Genomic DNA, 21,523 nt, shown 5'->3' with positions numbered 1-21,523 from the left:
GTGACCGCACTGCTTAAAGCAGGGTCTTTTGTGCCGGCTCCGGGGCGGGGTCGGGGCTTAAGTCCTGCCGTCCTCGACGCCGCCGCTCGAGCTCGGTCCTTGCGGTAAAGCGAATATCGACATCGCGGCTGCAGGCAAAATCGTCCAGCACCTCGTCGCTCAACCGATCCCAACTCCGCCCCCGTTCCAGGCCCGCCGGGACGCGCGGGAGGAGGCCGGGGAGGACACTCCAGGCGAGCAGTTGCTCCATCGGAACCGTGTTCAGCATGTCGCGCAGATGATGCGCCGTGACGTAGGCATCCGGCATGGCCCGGTGCGCCGGCAAGCCGATCTCGTGCACCAGCCCCTCCGGCATCCGCTGATAGCGCAACATTTGATTGGAAAAGCGCGGAAGGTCCGGCCAGATCCGCAACGCGCATTTCCAGGTGCAGATCCAGGGGAGGCCGCCTGTCAGCCTCGGCGTGCAATAGCGCTGCTCGAACGACGCGCGATGCGCCGCCAGGGCATCGATGCGCCCCTCTGGCCGGAGCACGCCGGGGGCGACCGCCTTCCAGAAGGGTGCATCGGTCACATGGGCATCGAGGATATGGTGCACGGCGATCGTATCGGGCGACATGGGGCGCCCGGGATTGACCAGCCGTGCGCCGCGCTCCTCGGTGACGTGCCAGGTCTCGTCATCCCCGAGCACCACATCCTGCCACCCGATCTCGCAGACGTCGTCCGGCCCGTTCCCGCCGGTTTCCAGGTCGATGACGCGAACCCTTGCGCGTGCCGTATCGGAAATGCCGCCCCCTTCCACGACATCGGTGCCGTGATGTTTTTTCGCTGCCGACTGTCGGCTATCCGTGTAATCCGCAGACGAGCACCATGGTTCCGCACGTCTACAGGGTCAACTTCCCTATACGTCTTTGCTGTCCGCCCCGATTTTCCCGCTGCGCGATTCCAGTCGATAGCGGCTGGCAGGGTAGACAAGGCGGGCGAGCGAGACGGTGTTCTGGAAGGACCAGGTGCGGCGGCGGATGGTGAGGCAGGGCTCCGACGGCAGGATGACGAGAAGCTTGCACTCCCAAGGCTGCGGCATGGCCGCTTCCACCACATGCTCGGAGCCGCTGAGCGGGGCGGTCTCTGTGAGGTAGGAATTGGGCGTTTCCAGCGTGAAATCCTGCGCCAGATAGTCCGGCGCCATGTCCGGATTGACGAAGCGGTCTTCGATCTGCACGGGGACGCCGTTCTCGCTGTGAACGATGAGCGAGTGGAACACATCCGCGCCGATCGGAAGGTCCAGCCCATCGGCCACGTCCGGCGCGGCCTGCTCGCGCGCGAGAACGATGACGCAGGCGGTGTGGAGATGCCCGCGCGACGTGATCTCGTCGGCGATATTGCGCACTTCGAACAGTTCGGAGTAGCCCTTGCGCTCGGCGACGAACGAACCGACGCCCTGGATGCGCACCAGTTCGCCCTCGCTCGCCAGCTCGCGCAGCGCGCGATTGGCGGTCATCTTGCTGACGCCAAGCTCGGCGACCAGCTCGTTTTCCGACGGTACACGGTGGCGCGGCGGCCATTCGCCGCTCTGGATGCGTCCGAGGATCATCTGCTTGACCCCGGCATAGAGCGGCGCCCCGTCGCCTTCCGTCCCGTCCCAACTCAAAGCCGGGGACTTGCCGTCCTTGCGTTTCATCTGCTTAATCCCTGGGCAAAGAAAAATTTGCTTCGAATGAAGCCTGGCATCTTGCATAGCACATCAAAAGGCATATGGTACCATATACAACGTGGTTTTCCGGTCTGTTCCGGAGGCACGGAGAAAGCCGGCGCAGATCGGCTCAGGGAATATGTGCAAACTCCGAGAGGAACCGGATCATGAACTTCGCCAGACTGCTCAGCGCAGGCGCCGTCGCGCTTGCCGCCCTGTCCACCGTCGCGCTGACCGCACCCGTCGCCGCGGCCAAGGACTGGAAGACCGTCACCATAACGCTCGAAGGCGCCTATGCGCCGTGGAACCTGACCAATCCCGACGGCACGCTCGGCGGGTTCGAGCCGGAGCTCGCCAAATATCTCTGCGACCATATGAAGGTCGAGTGCACGCTGGTCGCGTCCGACTGGGACGGCATGATCCCCGCGCTGACGGCCGGCAAGTACGACGTCATCATGGATGCGCTGTCGATCACCGAAGAGCGTAAGAAGATCATCGATTTCACCATTCCCTACGCCCATACCCACGCGGCCTTCGCGACCGCGAAGGACAGCCCGCTGGCCAACGCCGCCGGCACGGGCACGGTCATCAAGCTCGATCCCGGCGCCACCGGAAAAGAGATCGACGCGCTGAAGGAAGCCTTTGCCGGCAAGACCATCGGTATCCAGGCCGCGACCGTCTATTCCAAGTTCATCTATGACAATTTCGGCAGCATCGCCACGGTGCGCGAGTACAAGACCGGCGCCGAGCGCGATCTCGACCTCGAAAGCGGCCGCATCGATCTCGTCTTCGACGACGCGGTCTATCTGATCTCGGCCTTCGAGAAGGCCAACGGCACGCTCGGCTTCACCGGCCCAGAAATCGGCGGTACCATCTTCGGCAGCGGCGAGGGCCTCGGCCTGCGCCAGGCGGATACGGACCTGCGCGACATGTTCAACAAGGCGATCCAGTCGGCGCTGGATGACGGCACCATCAAGACGCTGTCCATGAAGTGGTTCAAGACCGACGTCACGCCCTGACGCGACATCTCGCGCCGCCGTCGGCCCCCGGGCCGGCGCCGGCGCGCAAGAGGGGTGAGGCAGCCACCCGATTCGCCACGGCCGGCGCATCGGGCAGCAGGGAAAAGGGCATTCCGGATATGACAATCCTGCAAACCATCGGCTTCGGGCCCACGGGCTGGGGCGGGCTTCTCCTCGTCGCCACGCTGATGACACTTTGCGTCACCGCGGTCGCCCTCGTCATCGGCATGGTTCTCGGCACGCTCGTCGCCTGGGCGAAACTTTCCGGAAGCCGCATCGCGCGCAGCATCGGCAGCGCCTATACCACCGTGTTTCGCGGCGTGCCGGAGCTGCTGATCATTTATCTCGTCTATTTCGGCGGCTCCAGCCTCGTCACCGCCGCAGGCGCGGCCTTCGGCTATCAGGGCTTTCTCGGCATGCCCTCCTTCGTCGCCGGGGCGCTCGCCGTCGGCATCATCTCGGGCGCCTATCAGGCCGAGGTCTATCGCGGGGCATTCCTCGCCATCCCCAGGGGTGAGCTGGAGGCGGCGCAGGCAATCGGCATGAACAGGACCTTGCGGTTCCGCCGCATCATCGCGCCGCAGGTGCTGCGCTTCGCCATTCCCGGCATCGGCAATGTCTGGCAGCTGAGCCTGAAGGATTCGGCGCTCGTTTCCGTCACCGGGCTTGCCGACCTGATGCGCACCAGCCAGATCGCGGCGGGCTCGACCCGGCAGCACTTCCTGTTCTTCATCGTCGGCGGCTGCCTCTATCTCGTGCTCACCAGCCTTTCGGACCGGGTGTTCAACGGTGCGGAACGCCGCGCTAACCGCAGCATGCCCGCCGGCATCGGCCAGGCCTGAGGAGACACGCATGGACCTCGACTTCATGGCCTCGACGATGCTGACGCTGGTGGCGGCCCTGCCGATGACGCTGGCGCTGTTCTCGCTCTCGGTCGTCTTCGGAGGCCTTCTGGCGCTGCTCGTCGTGTGGATGCGCGTCGGCGGCCATCCGGTCGCGCGCGGCTTTGCCAAGGGCTACATCTTCGTCTTTCGCGGCTCGCCGCTGCTCATCCAGATGTTTCTGGTGTTCTACGGCCTCGGCCAGTTCGGCTTCATCCGCTACAGCTTTCTCTGGCCCGCCCTGCGCGAGCCCTTCGTCTGCGCCGTGCTGTCGCTGTCGCTCTGCACGGCCGGCTATACCGCCGAGATCTTCCGCTTCGGCCTGCGCTCCATCCCCGCGCGCGAGATCGAGGCGGCCCGCGCGGTCGGCATGTCCGGTTTCCTGCTGACGCGCCGCATCCTCGCCCCCATCGCCTTTCGCAATGCCTTGCCCGCCTATTCGACCGAGGTGATGATGATGGTGAAATCCACCGCGCTCGCCAGCCTCGTCACGGTGTGGGAGGTGACGGGCGTCGCCCAGCGGCTGATCGCGCAGACCTATCGCACCATGGAGGTCTTTCTCTGTGCCGCCGCCATCTATCTCGTTCTCAATTTCCTCATCCTGCAGCTCATGGCGCTTCTCGAATACCGCCTGAACCCGCACCGCCGCGCAGCCCCGCTCTTTCCGGCGGCCCTGCAATGACACCATCCCCGTCCAGCCCGATCGGAACGCTCATGGCCAGTGCGCCCCCTCTTTCCGGCGCTCCCCGCCTGTCCGTCCGCAACATCACCAAGAGCTTCGGCCCCCACCAGGTGCTGCGCGGCATCTCGCTCGACGCGCAGGACGGCGACGTGATCTCGTTGCTGGGCGCCAGCGGATCGGGCAAATCCACCTTCCTGCGCTGCATCAACATGCTGGAGATCGCCGATGCCGGCGAGATCGTCGTCGATGGCGAGACGATCGCCATGACGCAGCGTGGCGGCCGCACGGTGCCCGCCGACCGCCGGCAGGTGGATCGCATGCGCTCCGAACTCGGAATGGTGTTCCAGTCGTTCAATCTCTGGTCCCATATGACCATCCTGGAAAACATCATCGAGGGACCGGTGCATGTGCTGAAGCGGCCGCGCGCCGAATGCATCGCCGAGGCCGAGGCGCTTCTCGTAAAGGTCGGCATCGCCGACAAGCGCCATGCCTATCCGGCGCACCTGTCCGGCGGGCAGCAGCAGCGCGCGGCCATCGCGCGCTCGCTCGCCATGAAACCGAAGGTCATGCTGTTCGACGAGCCGACCTCGGCACTCGACCCGGAACTCGTCGGCGAGGTCCTGCGCGTCATGCGCGCGCTGGCCGAGGAAGGCATGACCATGCTGGTCGTCACGCACGAGATGAGCTTTGCCCGCACCGTGTCGAACCGGGTGATCTTCATGAAAGCCGGCGAGATCGATTGCGACGGGCCGCCCGACACCGTCTTTGCCGACGGCGCCTCGCCGGCCTTCCGCCAGTTCATCGGCAATTTCGGGGGCTGACCATGGCTGTGGTGCTGGAAACGCGGCTCGACTGGCGTGCGGTCGCCCGCGTGGCGCACGGTGCGCCACTCGTCCTGTCGGACGCGGCGGTGGCGCGGATCGAGACGGCGCATCGCATCGTCGGCGCGCTGGTGGAAAGCGGCGTGCGCGCCTATGGCATCACCACCGGCGTCGGCGCGCTCGCCGATACCGTGGTCGATCGCCCGTCGCAGAGCCGGCTGTCGCGCAACATCGTCCTCAGCCATGCCTGCGGTGTCGGCCCGCTGCTCGATGCGACCTCCGTACGCGCCATCATGGCGGCACAGGTCGCCAATATGGCGCATGGACATTCCGGCGTCCGCGTCGATGTCGTGGCGACGCTCTGCACGTTCCTCGAAAAGAACGGCATTCCTGACATTCCCGCCCGCGGCTCGGCCGGCTACCTCACGCACAATGCCCATATCGCGCTCGTCCTCATCGGCGAGGGGCGGGCGCAGGTGGATGGCGTGTCCCTGCGCGGCGCCGATGCGCTGGCCGCGCTCGGCCTTGCGCCTCTGGTGCTGGAAGCCAAGGAAGGCCTCAGCCTCGTCAACGGCACGGCCTGCTCGACAGGGCTCGGCGCGCTCGCGCTCTCCCGCGCGGCCAGACTTCTGAACTGGGCCGATGCCATCGCGGCGCTGACGCTGGAAGCGCTGGGCGCGCAGATGACCGCCTTCGACGCGGAGGTGCTGGCGCTCCGCCCGTCGCCGGGTCTCCTCGCCGTCGGTGCGACCCTTCGCCGGCGTTTAGCCGGTAGCGGGCTGATCGCGGCCGCCCGCGGCCGGCGCACCCAGGATGCGCTCAGCCTGCGCGCCGTGCCTCATGTCCACGGGGCCGCCCGCGATGCGTTCGACGTCACCGCCACGGTGGTGGATCGGGAACTGGCGTCGGTCACCGACAACCCGGCCGTGGCTGGCACTCCGGAGGCGCCGCGCGTGTTCTCGCAGGCCCATGCCGTCGCGCCGGCACTCGCGCAGGCGCTCGATGGCCTTTCGGTCGCCATCGCCCAGCTCGCCGCCATGTCCGAGCGCCGGATCGACCGCCTCGTCAATCCGCTCGTGAGCGGCCTGCCGCCCTTCCTCGCCACGGATCCCGGTGCCGGTTCCGGCTTCATGATCGCGCAATACACCGCAGCGGCGCTCGCTGCCGAGAACCGCCGGCTCGCCACGCCCGCCAGCCTCGACGGGGGCCTCACCTCGGGCAATCAGGAGGATTTTCTGGCGCACCCGACCGCCGCCGCCAACAAGCTCCTCGCCATCCTCGACAATGCCGAACAGATCCTCGCCATCGAATATGCCGCCGCCGCGCAGGCCCACGACCTCATCGCCGCTCCGTTCGGCCACGGCGACACGCCCCCGCACACCCGCGCCCCCGGCACCGAAGCCCTCCATCGCCACCTGCGCCGCACCATCCCCCCCTACGCCGACGACCGCCCCCTCGGCCAGGACCTCGAAGCCGCCCGGCGCGCGATGACGGACATCGACGTCGACGGGGTGTGACCGCAGCTGACCGCTCGAGAATGGGGCCGCGCGAGCGGTGGTCCATGATAGGGATGGGAGACGTCACTTGATCGTCGACATGGAGTTCGGCTTCAGGAGCGTTCGGCCGTGCCGCATGCGCGGGGCGTTGTGCAAAGGCAGACGCTCTGCAGCTGCGAAGGGAGGGGCGCCAGGTCGGATCGGCGATAGCAGCGGTTAAGGCATTCACGCGACGGCAAACCGGAACCAACGGTTCAATGAGCTTCCGCGGCGAGAATCAAACCCCATCCAACCTGCTGCTCGGTCGCAAGCCCTTTAGATGCTCGACCAGCGCTCTCAGTTTCGGCGCCATGTTGCGTCGGCTGGGGTAGTAGAGGAAGAAGCCGGGGAAGCGGGGGCAGAAGTCCTGGAGAACGGGCACCAGCTCGCCGCGCGAAATCGCCGGGCGGAAGCTGTCCTCCATGCCGAAACTGATGCCGGCGCCCGCGGCGGCGAGCTTGATCATCAAGGCCATGTCCGTCGTCGTGACCGTATCCGCCACCGCCACCGAGAAAGCGCGCCCCTCTTCTTCGAACTCCCACCGGTAGGGCGCGACGTTTGCGGCTCGGCGCCAGCCGATGCAGCGGCGATTGGCAAGCTCGTTCGGGTGGTGCGGCGTCCCGAACCTCTCGAGATAGTCCGGCGACGCCACGGCCAGCTGGCGCTGCTCGCCCGAAACAGCCACGGCGATCATGTCCTGGGCGATCACCTCGCCCAGCCGAACCCCGGCATCGTAGCCTTCCGCGACGATGTCGAACTCCTCGTCGGTGACGGTGACATGCAGCGTCACCCCCGGGTTCTTCTCCAGAAACGCGGCGAGCAGCGGCCCGGACAGAAAGCTTTCGGCAATGGACGAGACCGCGATCGTGAGCTGCCCGCGAGGCGGGCCGCGTAAGTTGGCGGCCGCATCGATGGCGACCCGCATATCCCGCAGCGCTGGCGCCGCCTCGACGTAGAGCCGTTCCCCGGCCTCCGTCAACGCCACGCTGCGCGTCGTCCGGTTGACGAGCGCAATGCCGAGCGTCTCCTCGAGCCGGCGGATCGTCTGGCTGACGGCCGAGCGGGTAACGCCCATCCGGTCGGCTGCGGCACGAAAGCTCTTCTCCTCTGCAACGAGAGCGAAGACGGCGAGCGCGTTGAGGTCATGAAGCATTGGTTAGCTATCCTTACGGGTCCGTGTACGAATAGACGTCTTATCGCGACAGTGCCGCAGACGTATTCTTCTCGCCACCGCAATCAAGCGGATGCGAGAGGAAAAATCATGGACAAGATCGTTCTCATCACCGGCGCTTCCAGCGGCATCGGTGTCGGCATCGCCCACGAACTGGCAAGAGCTGGCGCCACTGTCGTTCTCGGCGCCCGCCGCACCGATCGTCTGAATGCCGTCGCCGAGGAGATCCGCGCCGCCGGCGGCAAGGTCATGACGCGCAAGGTAGACGTGACCGATCGTGCCGACGTTGCGGCCTTCGCCGAGGCCGCGCGGCAGGCATTCGGGCGGATCGACGTGATCGTCAACAATGCCGGCGTCATGCCGCTGTCGCCGATGGCCTCGCTGAAGGTCGACGAGTGGGACACCATGATCGACGTCAACATCAAAGGCGTGCTGTACGGCGTTGCCGCCGTCCTCAAGGAGATGACCGAGCGCGGCTCCGGCCAGATTATCAACATCGCCTCGATCGGCGCGCTGCAGGTGGTACCGACCGCGGCCGTCTACTGCGCCACGAAATATGCGGTCCGGGCGATCTCCGATGGTCTGCGCCAGGAAAACGACAAGCTGCGCGTCACCTGCATCCATCCCGGCGTCGTGGAAAGCGAGCTGGCCGGCACAATCACCGACCCCACCGCGATCGAAGGCATGAAGGCATACCGCGCGATTGCCCTCACACCCGATGCGATCGGCCGCGCCGTCCGCTTCGCGATCGAACAGCCCGAGGATGTCGACGTCAACGAGATCGTCGTTCGCCCGACCCGGGCGGCATCCTGACCGGCAGGACGCAACAAGACAGCAAGAGGAGAACAGGATGTTTCACAAGATCGGATCCCATGTCGCAGCGGCGGCGGCCGTCTCGCTTTTCGGCCTCTTCCCGGATGCCGCCAACGCTCAGACGACGGAGGAAAGGCGGGAGCGCGGCGCTGCGGTCGTTCGCAGCCTGAACAACGGCACGCCGCAGCCGACGCTTGAAGCCATGCGGCAAGAGTTCCCGTTTCTGGCGGAAGCGACGGAGGCCTATGCCCTGGGCGACGTCTGGTCGCGCCCGGGTCTCGACAACCGCACGCGCCAGCTTGCCGCGGTCGCGGCCTTCGCCGCGATGGGAGAGACGGCGCTGATGAAGGTTCATGCCGGCTATGCGCTGAACATCGGTGTGCCGGAAGAAGAGCTGAAGGAGGTCATCTACATGCTGACCGTGCCGGCTGGTTTCCCCAAAGCGATCGCGGCCTCCCAGGTCCTGTCGGAGCTTTTCCGGGAGCGGCGCGAGGCGAACGGCGGCGCGCCCGCCGGGCAGCGCCCGGCAACCGGACAACGCGGGGAGAACCAGCCTTGAGTGATCCCCTCATCGTCATCGTCACGGCCGCGTCTCTCGGCGCGGTCATCCTCCCGGCAAAGGCAGAGCACACCATGTCGACGCACGCCAACGACGCAGCAGACACCACCGACAGCATCGCGGCTGAGCCACAGAGCCATCCCTATCTCGGCATGTGGGTCACCGGCGACGGCCGCATCCGCCAGGAACTGCTTCCCACCGGCCGCTACGACGAGGCCCGCGGCACCCGCCGCAGCGCCTACCAGGGTCGCTACCGCGTGACCGGGACGCAAATCGACTACTGGGACGACACCGGCTTCACCGCCGAAGGCACCTTCGCCGACGACGACACGCTGCACCATGGCGGAATGATCTTTTACAGGGAAAAGCGGTGACGGACGTCATGCTGGCAGAGCACGCGCTCGTTCCGGCCTGCTCTGGTCTCACAGGGTCGGCCGGGGCCATTGAGACGGCCGTTTTCCGGGAGGCCAGAATCGTCAACGCGATTGCCGGCTCAAGGCATAGGAATCGAGATAGCCGCAGGCACTGCAGCGAAACGTCACCACCTCGTAGACGACCTTGCCCTTGAGGTTCAGACCGGAAAGGTAACTTTTCACGGGCTTGCCGGACACCCATGTCTCGGACGACAACAGGCTGTCCCCTTTCTCAAGAAGGAAACCCTCTTCCATGTCTGCGTTGCATCGACTGCATTGATAGGCCAAATCCTGATCTCCTTCACGTCGGTGCGAACCCGTTTCGGTGACGGCTTGCATGTCGCCGCCAGCGGACAGTGCAAGCCGCGCCCGACGGACACGTCGCAACAGCTCTCTCCATTGCCGCCGCGACTGACAAGCCCCTTTTCGCCGGCAATGTCCTAGCAAATCTGCGCATTTGCCGCATCATCATTGGCTGCAGCCGTCGGTGACCCTAGATGAGAATGGACGAGGACAGGGAAACTGCGGGATGTCGAGGGTAGGCCGTCTCTTTGAAATGCTGGGCGTGCTGCGCGCCCGCAGACGACCGGTGACGGCCCTCGAACTTGCGCAGGCGCTCGGGATTTCGGAGAGAAGCGTGTACCGCGATGTCGATACGCTTCGTCAGCTCGGCGCTCCCCTCGACGGACAGGCGGGCGTCGGGTTTCTCCTGAGAGACGGGTTCTTTCTTCCGAATTTTGCGTTCTCGCCTGAGGAAATACATGCCCTGATCCTCGGTCTGGGGTGGGTGCAGCAGAGGGCCGATCCGGCACTGGTTCAGAGCAGCGAGAGCGCCCTGGCGAAGATACGGTCGAGCCGGACCGACCGGATGTCTGCGGGAGATGAAACGCCTGCGCTCGTGACAGCCGCCTCGCTGTCCGAACGCTCCGATCCCACCCAGGTCGCAGCACTGCGCGATGCCATCCGCGGGATGCGGAAAGTTGCGCTCGCCTATGAAGACGCGGCCGGCTCGCTGTCGCAGCGGATCGTCTGGCCGATCACCATCGTCTACTTCGATGACGTGCGGGTCCTGGCCGCCTGGTGCGAAAGCCGGTCGGCGTTCCGCCATTTCCGCGTCGATCGCGTTCGAGCGGCAACGGTGCTTGCCGAGCGTTATCCGGAGCGGCGGGCGGCGCTGATCAAGCGATGGCGCGAGCAGGATCGAGACTGGCGTTCGCTCATGACAGGTTCTGACGGAGCCAGAGGATAGACTGTCAAGCAGGCGCATCAACGGCGCCCTGATGAAAGGAATATTCCATGGTTGCGTTTTCACCCGATGTCTTCGCCGACTTCCTTGCTGCCGAGGACGATGCCCCCGTGGTCATGTTGAACCTCCTCCGCTTCGTGCCCGACGGCGGTCGGGAGCGACATCTGGATTACCTGCGAATGGCAGAGCCGATCCTGGCGCGCTTCGGCGCGTCAATCCTGTTCCGCGGCGATGGTATGGACGTTCTGACAACAGGTGATGTTGAGGGCTGCGATGCCGTCCTGCTGGTGCAATATCCGCGACGGACGGCATTCCAGCAGATGGTGGAGGATCCGAAATACCAGGCTGCGTTTCAGGTCGGAAAGTCTGCGCTTGCCGATATCGTCCTGCAGCCTCTCAAACCCTCAAAGGGCCTCTGATGGCGGGGTGACGGATATGGGAATATGGTCATCAGCCGACCGCGGCTCCGTCGCACGCTAAACGTGACCGGCATCGTCATCCCTGTGCCGTCGGACGAATGACGATGCTGCCGACGTCGACGTCGGGCGGCTGGTCGATGGCAAACAGGATGCCGCGGGCGATGGCGTCCGCGGGCATGGCCATCGCGCCGAGATCGTCCTCGATCTTTTTCTTCATTCCCGCATCCGTGATGCTGTCGCTAAAGTTGGTTGCGGTCATCCCCGGCGAGATCTCGGTGACGCGGAGCGTCGGTCCTGCCTCTTGGCGCAAGGCTTCCGTCACCGTTCGCACGGCGTTTTTCGTCGCCGCATAGACCCCCATGGTCGGCACGATCTTCAGCCCGGCCGTCGAGATGACGTTGATCATGTGTCCGGACCCTTGGCGCGCGAAAACCGGCAGTGCCGCGGCAATCCCGTAAAGCGTTCCTCTCAGGTTCACATCGATCAGGTCCCAGTCTTCGACCTTGAGCTTATCGAAACGGGAAATCGGCCCGACGCCCGCATTGTTGATGATCACGTCGAGCCGGCCGCCTTTTTCGATGGCCAGCGACACCAGGGCTTCCAGGTCGGCCCGGTTGCGAACGTCCGTCGCCTTGAAGACAACCCTGCCGCCCGAGGCCGAGATCTCCTCCGCGACAATGCGGAGCGGCTCCGGTCTCCGCGCGCCGAGCACGACGAACGCGCCCCGTTCCGCCAGCAGCGTCGCCGTCGCTCTGCCGATGCCGCTGCTTGCTCCGGTCACGATGACGACTTTGTTTTCGATGCGCATGGATCTGTCTCCTCTTGGACGGTACTGCGCGAACCCTAGATCAACATCTCGAGAGCATCTATGCGAAGAGGTCTATGGTTTTGTCGCGATCGTCTACGACTGCGCGGGATCCGCTCTCCGATGTCCTCGACGTGCTCGGTGCTCATGTGGCAAGGCTCACGCGCATGGAGGCCGGGGGATCGTGGGCATTTGCATTCCCGCTGGCGAACCGCCTCAAGTTCGTTGCGGTTCTCGACGGTGAACAGTGGATGCTCGTGCCCGGACAGCCGCGCTGCCGGATGAAGGCGGGCGATGTCTGCCTGATCGGTCGAACGCCCTATGTGGTGGCGTCCGATCCCGAACGGGAACCGGAAGAGGGAACGTCCCTCTATCCGGAGAGCGGCTCAGATCTTGCGAGGGTCAATTCCGGGGATGGCGTCGCTGCGATTGGCGGCTCGATCGCGTTTCCCGACGAGAACGGCGATTTTCTGCTCGACCTGCTTCCAGGGTTCCTGCTGGTCGAGCGCGGCGCCCGCGCATCGAGTGCGATCGCCGCGGTTCTCGACCTCATCGGCAGCGAGTTTCGACGGGATGCGATGGGCAGCGACATCGTCGCCGCCCGTCTCGCAGATGTTCTCGTGATCGAGGCGCTGCGGGCGCTGTCCGACGACGGTGATCGAAGCCGGACGGGATGGCTCGGGGCGATTTCCGACCCGCGTCTCGGTCGGGCTTTGCGCGCTGTCCACCGCGATCTCGCCGCACCCTGGACCGTTGCCGCGCTGGCGGAGGTGGCCGGCATGTCGCGCGCGGCCTTTTCCGCAGCGTTCAGCCGGCATGTCGGCAGACCGCCTCTCGCCTATCTGCGCTACTGGCGGCTGACGCTTGCAAGAACCCTGTTGCGCAAGGGCACAGCCACGGTGGACGAGGTTGCCAGACGTGTCGGCTATACATCGCAGAGTGCTTTTGCGAACGCGTATCGCCACGCCTTTGCAACAACGCCGCGATCACGCTCGCCTGTCGCCTGACCTGACCTCGCGGACGGCGCTGTCGAAAGCTTCCTCGAACACCTCGTCCATCGGCCGCGCGCCCTTTTCCTGATTGAAGATCTCTGCCGCAATACGCATCGCGCCGACGGAAATCATGGCAACCACGCGCAGTGCCGTTGAGCGCTCGGGTTCTGGCCAACGCGCACTGAGCGCTTCGTGGATCGCACTTTCCTGCTGGACATAGGAGACCTGTTTGCGCGCCTGGACGCCCGGACTGGTCCGCATCAGCCGATCCATCTCGATCATGTCGTTCGTCGGAATTGTCTTGCAGACGCTGACCACCGCATCCCTAACCACCTCGATCGGCGACGAGGACGCGGGCGACGTTCGCACCGCATCGGCCAGCATCTCGCCTATTCCGCTTTGCAGGGACAGCAAAATCTCGTCCTTCGACGTGAAGTAATAGAAGAAGGTCCTGCGGGAAATGCCAGCTGCGACGGCAATTTCGTCGAGCGTCGTGTTGTCAAATCCCTTCTGGAGAAAGAGATCGATACCCTTTTCTGTGATGCGCTTCTTCGTCTCGCGCCTCTTTCGTTCCCGCAGGCCGACACTCGCTTTGCTGTCATGCTCCGAATTTTTCACCTCGACCTCTTGTTTAATTACACTCAGTGCGATATTAATTTTACACCAGGTGCGAATAATACGGAAGAGACGTGCGATGGCAAAATGGATTGACGCCGACATCCCAAATCAGCGCGGACGGTCCGCCGTGGTGACGGGAACGGGTGGGTTGGGGCTGCAGACCGCGCTGTCGCTGGCCCGCTCAGGATGCGATGTGACCATTGCCGGCCGGCATCCTCAAAGAGGGGCCGACGCCGTCGCGCGCGTTCAACACACGGTTCCCGGTGCAACGGTGCGGTTCGAGAAACTCCATCTCGCAGACCTCTCTTCGGTCGCCTCGTTTGCACAGAGGATGAAGACCAGCAGGGAGAGTCTGGACCTTCTGGTAAACAATGCCGGTATCATGGTGCCGCCGAAGCGGCAGGAAACGCGGGACGGCTTCGAACTGCAGTTTGGTACGAACTACCTTGGCCATTTCGCCTTGACCGGCCATCTCATGCCGTTGCTGTTAAAGGGGGCGGACCCCCGTGTCGTCACCGTGTCCAGCGTTGCCGCCCGCGGAGGAACAATCGATTTCGACGACTTGAATTCGCAGAAGCACTATCGTCCGATGGCGGCCTACAGCCAGTCGAAGCTTGCATGCCTGATGTTTGCGCTCGAGCTCCAGGATCGAAGCCGGGCGGCAGGGTGGCGTGTCACCAGCATCGCGGCGCATCCGGGCGTCGCCCGGACCGAATTGCTGTACAACGCGCCCGGCCGCAGGAGCATGCAGGGATTGGCGCGAACCTTCCTCTGGTTTCTGTTTCAGCCCGTGCCGCAGGGCGCCTTACCGCAAATATTCGCCGTCACATCGCCTGATGCAGAGCCGGGCGGCTATTACGGTCCCGATCGTCTGGGCGAAACGCGGGGGCATCCGGGACCAGCCCGTGTTCCCCCGAAGGCGCTCGATCGCGCCGCAAGGATGCGGCTTTGGGAGATTTCACAACATATGACCGGACTTTCGATGGTTTTCGCTCAGTAGCGATGGAACACCGGTTTGGCCCGTGAGGTCCGGATGTCGTTTTTTCAGACGTAGGCGAGATTGTCGTTCTGTTGGCAATTGGATTCTGCACCGTGCGACTTGTCTTTTAGCCTAGCGCAGCGGCTGGAGCACCGCTGTAAAGACAGCCAGCCGCTCGTTGAAGACTGCACGATTGGCTTTAAACAAAGCGAGCAAAACTGTCGCGCAATCCTCCCGTTGCCAAGGCAATGACTTTCCAAAAGTGCAAGGCCTGAGCCGATACCGTCTCTGGCACGCTGCCCTACCACGCCGCCTCTATTGTGCTATTGCGCAGTACTTTTTTAAGATAGTGACCCAGTACAAGAGGCTCACATACGATGAACTTACAAATCGTTGCGACGAGGCGGCAGGAGCCGTCGTGGCATTCCAGTCTGACCGCGAGACCTGCGAACATCAGCGCCAGATGCGGCAATTTTGCTATGCTTACTTCGTTTTTGGCGTAGGTGTGATACTGAACCCTGCCCATTGCAGCCTTAGGAATAGGCCGGGGCCCTTTCCACAGCTGCGTAAAACATTGCGACAGCTGGTTCCTCGACCCCAATCCTTTGGCCAAGCGGAACAACTAAAACCTCCGCTTGTTGTCCCGGGGCAACGGATCGGAGTTTCATTTGCTCATCTTATCGAACGAAAACAATTTTGCGTCGCGCGATGCGACTATCGCACTTAACACCTACACGACCGTCCTTCGTCGTCCGAAAGTGCCACACGAGACATTCGCGAATTATTGGCGAGATGTGCATGGGCCGCTGTGTTCCCGAATCCCAGGATTGGGGTGGTACGTCCAAAACCATTTCAACCGCGAACAAGATGCGCATCTTTGGCCACAAATCGAAGGGATAAGCTCGTTCAAAAACTATAGTCTGGACGGCGGGGTTGAGATTGGTTTCGAGACCCGGGCTGACCAGGAACAGTTTAACGAGGCCTGTTCGATTCTGTTTGCCGACGAGCAGAACATGTTCGCTGCGACTGTTGCATACGCACTTCCGAAAGGCTCGACGACGCTGGTGGACCGCAGCGCAGACCCTATTCCTAACGGACACGATGGCCTCGATCGCATTCATATCCACCTAGGTTCTCGGACAAACGATGTCGTTGCATTTCGACGGTTCATGACGGATTTCGCGGGAAAAATCGCAGCGGGCTCGGCTGCGTTAAAAGTGCGTCTGCACCTGCCCGACGTATACGACAATGCGCAGCCTGCTCCGCCTGCTCCCAATGTCGACCATGCTGTGCCAGAGGAGCGCCGGCATATTGCAGTGCTAGAACTAGCGTTTGCCAACCCACTTGAACGCAGACAATTCTATGGCAGCGACCTTTTTGAAGGCACGATTATAGATCAAAAGGCACATATCAGCTACGCTACCGCCTTTGCAGTAAGCGGCATCTATACCTATGTCCGAGACAAAGTGCTAACGACAGCGGGATTGAGGGGAAGTCGGCAGGCACAGTTGATAGAGACACTAGGCGCCGCCAACCAGATTTCCGCGGATGTCCGCACCCTTATCCATAAGGGCAAGTTGTAAGGCAAGGCGTCAGACTACCACTTCACTCGTGAGCCAAAAAATCGAACCTGGAGCATCGGACTTTCAAGTGGACGCATATTTGGTCGGTTACACCAGGCCGAACACTCTGCTCTCATGCTGGCAGCGTGACATTGGTTCTTACCCAAGTCGGATATCGTGTTTGATGAGGCGAACGGCGGACTTCCAAGAAATCAAAAAACAGGCTGAATAGCCAAAAAATGGCGCCAAGCGGAAGGCGTCAGTCAAACCTTGCCTGTCGACGGAAAATAGACTCACTAGGAGCTACCAACTTGCGAGAGATGCGGCTCAGCAAGTCCTCTGGTTGTCGTAGGAGACGCCGTTGCAAAGTCTTAAGAATGGACGGTGGCTCAATAGACCCTCGAATGCAAATGCATCGGATACCGAGCTTTCCGTGACGACCGACGCCAACACCGATTTCTGGCGGGAGACGCACTATGGCTTTGTGCGCGACAACGGCCACTTCTACGCATTCCGGTCCGAAGGCGATTTCACCGCCCAGGTTCGCGTTCAGGCAAATTTCGAGCATCTCTACGATCAGGCGGGCCTCATGGTGAGGCTCGACGAAAGACGGTGGGTTAAGACCGGGATCGAGTTCTCGGACGGATATGGCTTGCTCGGCAGTGTCCTGACAAATGAAGCCTCCGACTGGGCAACGGGGCGATATGATGGTGACCCATCAGATTACTGGATAAGAGTGGCCATCCAGAGCGGCGTTCTAAGGATACAAGCTTCAGGCGATGGCAAGACTTGGCCACTGGTGCGTCTCTGCCCATTCCCGGAAGCGGACCATTATCTCGTTGGGCCAATGTGCTGCACTCCCGAACGTGCAGGCTTGGAGGTCAGATTCAGTGAGTGGCAATTGGGGCCGGCCTTGGGCAAAGATCTTCACGACCTTACGTAGGCAGAAGTCGCAGGGAGCCGCCGCGCCACATGTCCTATCGCACCATCCTCCCGCATCTTATAGCGGCAGCCCTCCTTCTTCTTGGTCCGCCACCGGCCTTCGCAGAGGAGCCGGCCTTGCCACCAGGTGCCGAGACCGCGGGTAACGCACTGCCCAGCGACATCATGCTGCGTGTAGCACCCCTGATGCAGGCGGGTAGGCGCGACGAGGCAACGTTCTGGTTCTATGCCGGACAACTTCGCTGGCGCTCACGCCTGAACGCCAGCCCAACTCAGCACGCGACCGGCGAATCCGCTCTGTTCTCGTCGCTCTTCGAGACACTCAGGCCGCCCGTCAATGGTTGGGCCTTCGGCGACATCCTCAAGCTCCAGCGGACGATCGACGCCGTTCTCCTTTGGGACGTCCGTTATCCCGATCCTCCGCTGGATTCGGCCGTACACGAAAGAATGCGGGCAGGACTAACGGCTCTTCGCGACCAGATCGGCCGAGAAGCGGGCATGATCAGAGCCGAGCGCGCCTCACAGGGTCTGGAGAATAAATAATGCTGCGATTCCGGTGTTGGACTGACATGAAACGCTTGCCCCGCCTGCTGCTCGCATCCACGATGCTGCTTGCCATCTCCGGATCCGCATCGGCGCAGGATGGGCCTGTCGCGGATCCGTTGCGCAGTGGTCTGGAAGGCGCATTGCGCGGCTGCGAGATTTGGGTCCTCGACCCATCAAGCTGGCTGAACGATCCGGCGCGATTCCTCGCGGCCATCGATCTTGGCGGCGCGGTGTCCGAGACCGAGAGCCTGCCCGAGCCGCTCCTCCCTCCCAAGCCCTTCCGGCGCGGCAACCGCTACTGGCGGATCAATGCCGGACCCAACGAGGGTTACGCGCTGGTGGTCTCGCGCGACATTCCGATGTGCCACATCACGGGCGGCGGCGGGGTCGACTTCCAGCCGGCGGCCGAAGCGGTGGCCGCCTCACCGGACGTCTCCGATCGCTGGGAGCGCATCGGCGAGGAGCGCCGAGATGACATGGTCTCGACCTTTTTCCGACTGCGCAAGGAGCAAAAGCTTGCGCTGGTCTTCAGCCGTGCCAACGCACCGGGTGCACGACGCGACCGCCCCCAGGTGATCGCGACCGTGACCTACGACCTTGGTCGCTGAGGCAACGCAGGTTCGTCCGGCCAGTGTGGTGGAAATGGCCACACGAGAACCTCACCGCCCGGCGGGATTGGACCCAAATGGCGCAGGAAACGGTCATAGTGCTGGTTGCCCGGCGGGTAGCGCAACTCACCATGTCCGACAACGGACCCGGCTTCGCTCTCGGCTCGCAGCCATAGGACCAGCGTGCCATCAGGCTCGCGATGCGCTGAGCCGATCGACGCCTCTGCGGAAGAGGGAGCCGGCGCATGCCCCTGCGAACTGGCTCGCCCGTTGGCGGACACCGCCAACGCTTCCAGCACCGCGACAAGGCGTGGTCTCGGACAATCGGACCCGACCTCCTGCAGGACGTCGTCGCCATCGAACAGGGCGACGTTGCACAGGCGGTCTGTCGGCTCACCGAACACTGGCGTATCGCGAGCCGGGGTGATCCAGACCTCGTTGCCCGACGCGATCACGTTGCGCCGCTCGTCATCCGAAATGGCATCGGTGCGTTCGCTTTCGATCTCCACCAGCCCTCCCGCATCGGCCAGACGGGTCGTTGCCTGCCGGATGGTCATGAGGTCGAGATCGATGACGATCCAGCGCGCCAGCGGCGACAGGATGTTACCGGTCGCGACCAGCATCCCGCGACGCGGCAGTTCACCGGCAGGAAAGGCGAGACGGACGCCCGCGCGGCTCGTGCGTGCGGGCGAGGCAATCTTTGCGTCGGCGTAACCGGGCTCGTGCGCCTTCGCTGCGACCGGCAAGACGAGAAGGAGGACGAGAAGCTCGGAGATGCCGAGCCGTCGTAAACGGTCAAGGGCTCCTTCACGCCATCTGGTTCCGGTCTCGCTCCGGAATGCGTCCGTCCTACTGCCTTTCATTTGCGAGCCCGCTTCTGTTCGTTTCGCTCCGGCATCCTATCGACGCTGGTCTCAGCCGTCATCCGTCCGTGGTCAGCAATCCGGGTAGTAGGGACTGACTTCGACCAAACAACCGAGCCGCTCGCCCAGTTCTTGCCCCAGTGCCGTCATGCCGTCGGGATCGCTGTGCTGCGCTAGGAACACAGACTGGCTGTCCGCGCCGGGTGCGTGCGTGTAGCAATGGGCATGAAGCGACGAGCCGCCCCCGCCCTTGGCCGGCGTCATACGGATGACCTCAAGATGCAGAATGTCGCTGCGGGGCATGACGAAGAGCTGATCCGAAACTACGATCAGCGCCTCGCCGTCTGCTGATAGCCCAAGCATCCGCTGCCGGTCCTTGACCAGATCTTCTGGGTCGCGCGCATATTCGAGCTCCGTCTCGCCTGGCGCAAAGCGGCCCGCCTGTGCCATGCGCGCTGTCCCGACATCGCCGTCGAACGCGAGAGGCAGGAAGCCTGTCACCCATTCTTGTTCTCTCGCGCTGAGAGCCAGGCGGAAGCCCGTCGTTAGCGTCACGTGGCAGGCGGTCTTAAGGCGCGGGTCGCGATCCTCGGACGGGTTCTGCAGACCATGCGACTGCCAATCCGGCGGCCAAGCGGTCAGCGAGACTTCGGCCAGCCCTGACCGCCATCCTGCGACGACAGTGTTCCACCGCTGACCGACCGGCGCGCGGCCGAGAGATGCCGTGAGATGGTCAGCGATGCGCTGAAGGTTGGCGTGGGCGTCGTCCTTAAACCACGCAAGGGCGGTGAAGCGGGTGATCGGAAACTGGGGTGGTATGCGCTCGAAGGTGCTTGCCGTCCAGGGCGCAAGTGCGCCTGGTAGGGGTTCAGCGTCGGTGAGGACGAGCGCTGGCCAGTTGTAGATCGGATCTGGCAGAACGCCGCAGCGCGCGACGACCTCTGTGCGCGTTTCGTGACGGGGTAAGCGCCAATTGTCCGCAAGGCGGAGGATCGGGTTCATGCCATCGGGAAGGATTGGGATCTCAGCCGGCGCGGGGCCGTCCGGCCAGGACGTCAGCGCGACCTGCGTGCGGCGGAAAAGGCGGTCCAAAAATCGTATCGCGGCCTCCGTTCAAGCTCGCCGCTCGGCAACGTGTACCGGTAGAATACAAGATAGGCGCTGCCCATGTCCAAACGTCTTGCTTGCAACTGGATAAAAAACTCTCTCGGTTGCGAGGGAGGAAACTTACGGACCAGATTAGACCGCTCACGACCCAATACCATCATCCGCCCATCAGGCGGACGTTCAATCAGTGCGGTCAGCATGAGAATATGCCGTCCTCCGCAGGGGTAGTCTGATCTGTCGCGCTCTGCTTCAAATAGAGCTACCTGAGCGGATCAGATAGATAACCGCAGCCACACTCAGCAAGGCAATGAAGAAGGTGCCAATCAAGATCTGGGCGAGTTGCGGGCTGTTAATCGCACGCTCCAATGGCCCCCGATTGACCCGACTTCAAGCTGTTGACGCAACGGTGACCCACGTTGCCACTGCGTCATGCCGGCTTTCTTCGCCCGCTCAGTCTCACTAAGATCACCACGCACACCGGCAGCCATCGCCGTGCCCTTGACCAGCCGTGCCACCTCCCGGACGTTGAGACGATCCGGCCCGACGGCTTTGCCCTGTCCCGTCACCCGCCGGAAGAGTGGCCCATAACCAGCACCGCTACTTTCTGAACTGGAGGTTTGGCATGGCTCTTGCGGATGGCGGACATCGCCATGGCGATATGACGATCCTTGCGATCGAGGGCAAGACCGCGCTGGGCATAGTTCCACGATAGGGAGGCCAGACGCCGCTCGATCGGCGACACGGCATTGGCTTTCGTGCGCGCGTCGGGGTGCCAGCAGCACTGCCCGAGGCGCAGGCTGCGATGTAGAGGCCGACGGTTTGCGGGTGCGGGGAGAGGGGAGACAGGCCGGATCGGCGGCACTATGCGGAGAAATGCTTCCTGTTAGCGGCATAGGCTTTGCGGGTATTGGCCGCGCTGGTGGTGTCGACATAAGCGCACGCTCGGTTTGACAGGTCCGTGAGATGCGTGGACCATAGGTTTGGTTCTTTTGGGGAGGGAAAGACCACTCGACAACTCGGCTTCAGTACCCTTCGCAATGGCCACCCCTACAGCGGTGGTGCTGACGTTCCAGCGGTATGGCTTTCGGTGTTTAGCTTGGCAATCTGAACCATTCTCGCATCATGGAAAACACGTCCGATAGTCTCCCCAGGCTTCTATTTGAGGACGCCATTCTGGTCTGCCAACAAAGAGGATGACAGCGGCGGAGAACATGACTAAACCACTCATATATTCGTGCCGGTTTGAAACAAC

At 63.3% G+C, this 21,523-nt stretch carries 24 protein-coding genes and 1 pseudogene; 16 read left to right on the top strand and 9 right to left on the bottom strand.

Translation table 11 applies throughout. The features are described 5' to 3' along the window. Positions 1-13: 13 nt before the first annotated feature. Positions 14-799, bottom strand: a complete 786-nt coding sequence (locus LRX75_RS20140; protein WP_231816434.1) for an exonuclease domain-containing protein — start codon at positions 797-799, stop codon at positions 14-16. Between the two features lie 99 nt (positions 800-898). Beyond that, on the bottom strand, positions 899-1,678 hold the full coding sequence (gene hutC, locus LRX75_RS20135; RefSeq protein WP_231816433.1) for a histidine utilization repressor: 780 nt from the start codon (positions 1,676-1,678) through the stop codon (positions 899-901). Between the two features lie 179 nt (positions 1,679-1,857). Between hutC and LRX75_RS20130 the strand changes: the two genes are divergently transcribed. The 5 genes from LRX75_RS20130 to LRX75_RS20110 all read left to right on the top strand — a co-directional run bounded on the left by LRX75_RS20130 (position 1,858) and on the right by LRX75_RS20110 (position 6,610). Continuing rightward, on the top strand, positions 1,858-2,709 hold the full coding sequence (locus LRX75_RS20130; protein ID WP_231816432.1) for a transporter substrate-binding domain-containing protein: 852 nt from the start codon (positions 1,858-1,860) through the stop codon (positions 2,707-2,709). Between the two features lie 119 nt (positions 2,710-2,828). Further along, complete coding sequence (locus LRX75_RS20125; protein WP_231816431.1) at positions 2,829-3,551, top strand: ABC transporter permease; 723 nt, start codon at positions 2,829-2,831, stop codon at positions 3,549-3,551. A 10-nt stretch (positions 3,552-3,561) separates the two neighbouring features. Then, positions 3,562-4,272, top strand: coding sequence for an ABC transporter permease (locus LRX75_RS20120; RefSeq protein ID WP_231816430.1), 711 nt, complete (start codon positions 3,562-3,564; stop codon positions 4,270-4,272). A gap of 32 nt (positions 4,273-4,304) precedes the next feature. Beyond that, positions 4,305-5,093, top strand: coding sequence for an ABC transporter ATP-binding protein (locus LRX75_RS20115; protein ID WP_231816429.1), 789 nt, complete (start codon positions 4,305-4,307; stop codon positions 5,091-5,093). Between the two features lie 2 nt (positions 5,094-5,095). Next, the gene (locus LRX75_RS20110) at positions 5,096-6,610 is read left to right on the top strand and encodes an HAL/PAL/TAL family ammonia-lyase (protein ID WP_231816428.1); all 1,515 of its coding nucleotides are present in this window, start codon (positions 5,096-5,098) and stop codon (positions 6,608-6,610) included. A gap of 256 nt (positions 6,611-6,866) precedes the next feature. Here LRX75_RS20110 and LRX75_RS20105 read toward each other — a convergent pair whose 3' ends face one another. Beyond that, positions 6,867-7,781: a LysR family transcriptional regulator gene (locus LRX75_RS20105; RefSeq protein WP_231816427.1), complete on the bottom strand. Its 915-nt coding sequence runs from the start codon at positions 7,779-7,781 to the stop codon at positions 6,867-6,869. Positions 7,782-7,889: 108 nt separating this feature from the next. On the opposite strand from LRX75_RS20105, the gene LRX75_RS20100 reads away from it, so the two are divergent. The 3 genes from LRX75_RS20100 (at position 7,890) to LRX75_RS20090 (ending at position 9,545) form a co-directional block, all read left to right on the top strand. After that, complete coding sequence (locus LRX75_RS20100) at positions 7,890-8,612, top strand: SDR family oxidoreductase (RefSeq protein ID WP_231816426.1); 723 nt, start codon at positions 7,890-7,892, stop codon at positions 8,610-8,612. A 37-nt stretch (positions 8,613-8,649) separates the two neighbouring features. Further along, entirely contained in the window at positions 8,650-9,171 is a 522-nt protein-coding gene (locus LRX75_RS20095; RefSeq protein ID WP_231816425.1) for a carboxymuconolactone decarboxylase family protein, read from the top strand. Between the two features lie 74 nt (positions 9,172-9,245). After that, positions 9,246-9,545: an Atu4866 domain-containing protein gene (locus LRX75_RS20090; RefSeq protein ID WP_231816505.1), complete on the top strand. Its 300-nt coding sequence runs from the start codon at positions 9,246-9,248 to the stop codon at positions 9,543-9,545. Positions 9,546-9,647: 102 nt separating this feature from the next. Here the strand turns inward: LRX75_RS20090 and LRX75_RS20085 are convergent, their stop codons facing one another. Beyond that, complete coding sequence (locus LRX75_RS20085) at positions 9,648-9,800, bottom strand: hypothetical protein (RefSeq protein ID WP_231816424.1); 153 nt, start codon at positions 9,798-9,800, stop codon at positions 9,648-9,650. Positions 9,801-10,140: 340 nt separating this feature from the next. On the opposite strand from LRX75_RS20085, the gene LRX75_RS20080 reads away from it, so the two are divergent. Both LRX75_RS20080 and LRX75_RS20075 read left to right on the top strand, forming a co-directional pair. Then, the gene (locus LRX75_RS20080; RefSeq protein WP_231816423.1) at positions 10,141-10,833 is read left to right on the top strand and encodes a helix-turn-helix transcriptional regulator; all 693 of its coding nucleotides are present in this window, start codon (positions 10,141-10,143) and stop codon (positions 10,831-10,833) included. A 113-nt stretch (positions 10,834-10,946) separates the two neighbouring features. Further along, the gene (locus tag LRX75_RS20075) at positions 10,947-11,249 is read left to right on the top strand and encodes a DUF1330 domain-containing protein (protein WP_231816504.1); all 303 of its coding nucleotides are present in this window, start codon (positions 10,947-10,949) and stop codon (positions 11,247-11,249) included. 76 nt (positions 11,250-11,325) lie between these two features. On the opposite strand, the gene LRX75_RS20070 is transcribed toward LRX75_RS20075, so the two are convergent. Further along, positions 11,326-12,057, bottom strand: coding sequence for an SDR family oxidoreductase (locus tag LRX75_RS20070; protein ID WP_231816422.1), 732 nt, complete (start codon positions 12,055-12,057; stop codon positions 11,326-11,328). A 74-nt stretch (positions 12,058-12,131) separates the two neighbouring features. On the opposite strand from LRX75_RS20070, the gene LRX75_RS20065 reads away from it, so the two are divergent. Next, on the top strand, positions 12,132-13,061 hold the full coding sequence (locus tag LRX75_RS20065; protein ID WP_231816421.1) for an AraC family transcriptional regulator: 930 nt from the start codon (positions 12,132-12,134) through the stop codon (positions 13,059-13,061). On the opposite strand, the gene LRX75_RS20060 is transcribed toward LRX75_RS20065, so the two are convergent. After that, the gene (locus tag LRX75_RS20060) at positions 13,041-13,766 is read right to left on the bottom strand and encodes a TetR family transcriptional regulator (protein WP_231816420.1); all 726 of its coding nucleotides are present in this window, start codon (positions 13,764-13,766) and stop codon (positions 13,041-13,043) included. The two genes, LRX75_RS20065 and LRX75_RS20060, sit on opposite strands and share 21 nt — an antisense overlap. Here LRX75_RS20060 and LRX75_RS20055 point away from each other — a divergent pair. The 5 genes from LRX75_RS20055 (at position 13,741) to LRX75_RS20035 (ending at position 18,301) form a co-directional block, all read left to right on the top strand. Then, complete coding sequence (locus tag LRX75_RS20055; protein ID WP_231816419.1) at positions 13,741-14,664, top strand: SDR family oxidoreductase; 924 nt, start codon at positions 13,741-13,743, stop codon at positions 14,662-14,664. The genes LRX75_RS20060 and LRX75_RS20055 overlap by 26 nt on opposite strands. 647 nt (positions 14,665-15,311) lie before the next feature. Next, a complete protein-coding gene (locus LRX75_RS20050) occupies positions 15,312-16,226 on the top strand; it encodes an EthD domain-containing protein (RefSeq protein WP_231816418.1) in 915 nt (304 codons plus the stop codon). Between the two features lie 340 nt (positions 16,227-16,566). Next, on the top strand, positions 16,567-17,148 hold the full coding sequence (locus tag LRX75_RS20045) for a DUF1349 domain-containing protein (RefSeq protein WP_231816417.1): 582 nt from the start codon (positions 16,567-16,569) through the stop codon (positions 17,146-17,148). 29 nt (positions 17,149-17,177) lie between these two features. Next, positions 17,178-17,690, top strand: coding sequence for a hypothetical protein (locus tag LRX75_RS20040; protein ID WP_231816416.1), 513 nt, complete (start codon positions 17,178-17,180; stop codon positions 17,688-17,690). Between the two features lie 26 nt (positions 17,691-17,716). Further along, positions 17,717-18,301 carry a hypothetical protein gene (locus LRX75_RS20035; protein WP_231816415.1) on the top strand — a complete coding sequence of 195 codons (585 nt, stop codon included), beginning with the start codon at positions 17,717-17,719 and terminating at the stop codon, positions 18,299-18,301. Here the strand turns inward: LRX75_RS20035 and LRX75_RS20030 are convergent. The 3 genes and pseudogenes from LRX75_RS20030 to LRX75_RS20020 form a co-directional block, all read right to left on the bottom strand. Then, positions 18,283-19,164 carry a hypothetical protein gene (locus tag LRX75_RS20030; RefSeq protein ID WP_231816414.1) on the bottom strand — a complete coding sequence of 294 codons (882 nt, stop codon included), beginning with the start codon at positions 19,162-19,164 and terminating at the stop codon, positions 18,283-18,285. The genes LRX75_RS20035 and LRX75_RS20030 overlap by 19 nt on opposite strands. 72 nt (positions 19,165-19,236) lie before the next feature. Next, positions 19,237-20,256, bottom strand: coding sequence for a hypothetical protein (locus tag LRX75_RS20025; protein WP_231816413.1), 1,020 nt, complete (start codon positions 20,254-20,256; stop codon positions 19,237-19,239). 338 nt (positions 20,257-20,594) lie between these two features. Further along, a pseudogene (locus LRX75_RS20020) lies at positions 20,595-21,297 on the bottom strand (site-specific integrase). Positions 21,298-21,523 lie beyond the last annotated feature (226 nt).

It is taken from the genome of Rhizobium quercicola, from assembly GCF_021168455.1.
Taxonomy (GTDB): Bacteria; Pseudomonadota; Alphaproteobacteria; order Rhizobiales; family Rhizobiaceae; genus Ferranicluibacter; species Ferranicluibacter quercicola.
This window is presented reverse-complemented; position numbering and strand designations above follow the sequence as displayed.

Coding starts and splice junctions, on each gene's coding strand:
- hutC (WP_231816433.1), bottom strand. CDS start 1,678: ATGAAACGCAAGGACGGCAAGTCCCCGGCTTTGAGTTGGGACGGGACG.
- LRX75_RS20130 (WP_231816432.1), top strand. CDS start 1,858: ATGAACTTCGCCAGACTGCTCAGCGCAGGCGCCGTCGCGCTTGCCGCC.
- LRX75_RS20125 (WP_231816431.1), top strand. CDS start 2,829: ATGACAATCCTGCAAACCATCGGCTTCGGGCCCACGGGCTGGGGCGGG.
- LRX75_RS20120 (WP_231816430.1), top strand. CDS start 3,562: ATGGACCTCGACTTCATGGCCTCGACGATGCTGACGCTGGTGGCGGCC.
- LRX75_RS20115 (WP_231816429.1), top strand. CDS start 4,305: ATGGCCAGTGCGCCCCCTCTTTCCGGCGCTCCCCGCCTGTCCGTCCGC.
- LRX75_RS20110 (WP_231816428.1), top strand. CDS start 5,096: ATGGCTGTGGTGCTGGAAACGCGGCTCGACTGGCGTGCGGTCGCCCGC.
- LRX75_RS20105 (WP_231816427.1), bottom strand. CDS start 7,781: ATGCTTCATGACCTCAACGCGCTCGCCGTCTTCGCTCTCGTTGCAGAG.
- LRX75_RS20100 (WP_231816426.1), top strand. CDS start 7,890: ATGGACAAGATCGTTCTCATCACCGGCGCTTCCAGCGGCATCGGTGTC.
- LRX75_RS20095 (WP_231816425.1), top strand. CDS start 8,650: ATGTTTCACAAGATCGGATCCCATGTCGCAGCGGCGGCGGCCGTCTCG.
- LRX75_RS20090 (WP_231816505.1), top strand. CDS start 9,246: ATGTCGACGCACGCCAACGACGCAGCAGACACCACCGACAGCATCGCG.
- LRX75_RS20080 (WP_231816423.1), top strand. CDS start 10,141: ATGCTGGGCGTGCTGCGCGCCCGCAGACGACCGGTGACGGCCCTCGAA.
- LRX75_RS20075 (WP_231816504.1), top strand. CDS start 10,947: ATGTTGAACCTCCTCCGCTTCGTGCCCGACGGCGGTCGGGAGCGACAT.
- LRX75_RS20070 (WP_231816422.1), bottom strand. CDS start 12,057: ATGCGCATCGAAAACAAAGTCGTCATCGTGACCGGAGCAAGCAGCGGC.
- LRX75_RS20065 (WP_231816421.1), top strand. CDS start 12,132: ATGGTTTTGTCGCGATCGTCTACGACTGCGCGGGATCCGCTCTCCGAT.
- LRX75_RS20055 (WP_231816419.1), top strand. CDS start 13,741: ATGGCAAAATGGATTGACGCCGACATCCCAAATCAGCGCGGACGGTCC.
- LRX75_RS20060 (WP_231816420.1), bottom strand. CDS start 13,766: ATGTCGGCGTCAATCCATTTTGCCATCGCACGTCTCTTCCGTATTATT.
- LRX75_RS20040 (WP_231816416.1), top strand. CDS start 17,178: ATGTCCTATCGCACCATCCTCCCGCATCTTATAGCGGCAGCCCTCCTT.
- LRX75_RS20035 (WP_231816415.1), top strand. CDS start 17,717: ATGAAACGCTTGCCCCGCCTGCTGCTCGCATCCACGATGCTGCTTGCC.
- LRX75_RS20030 (WP_231816414.1), bottom strand. CDS start 19,164: ATGAAAGGCAGTAGGACGGACGCATTCCGGAGCGAGACCGGAACCAGA.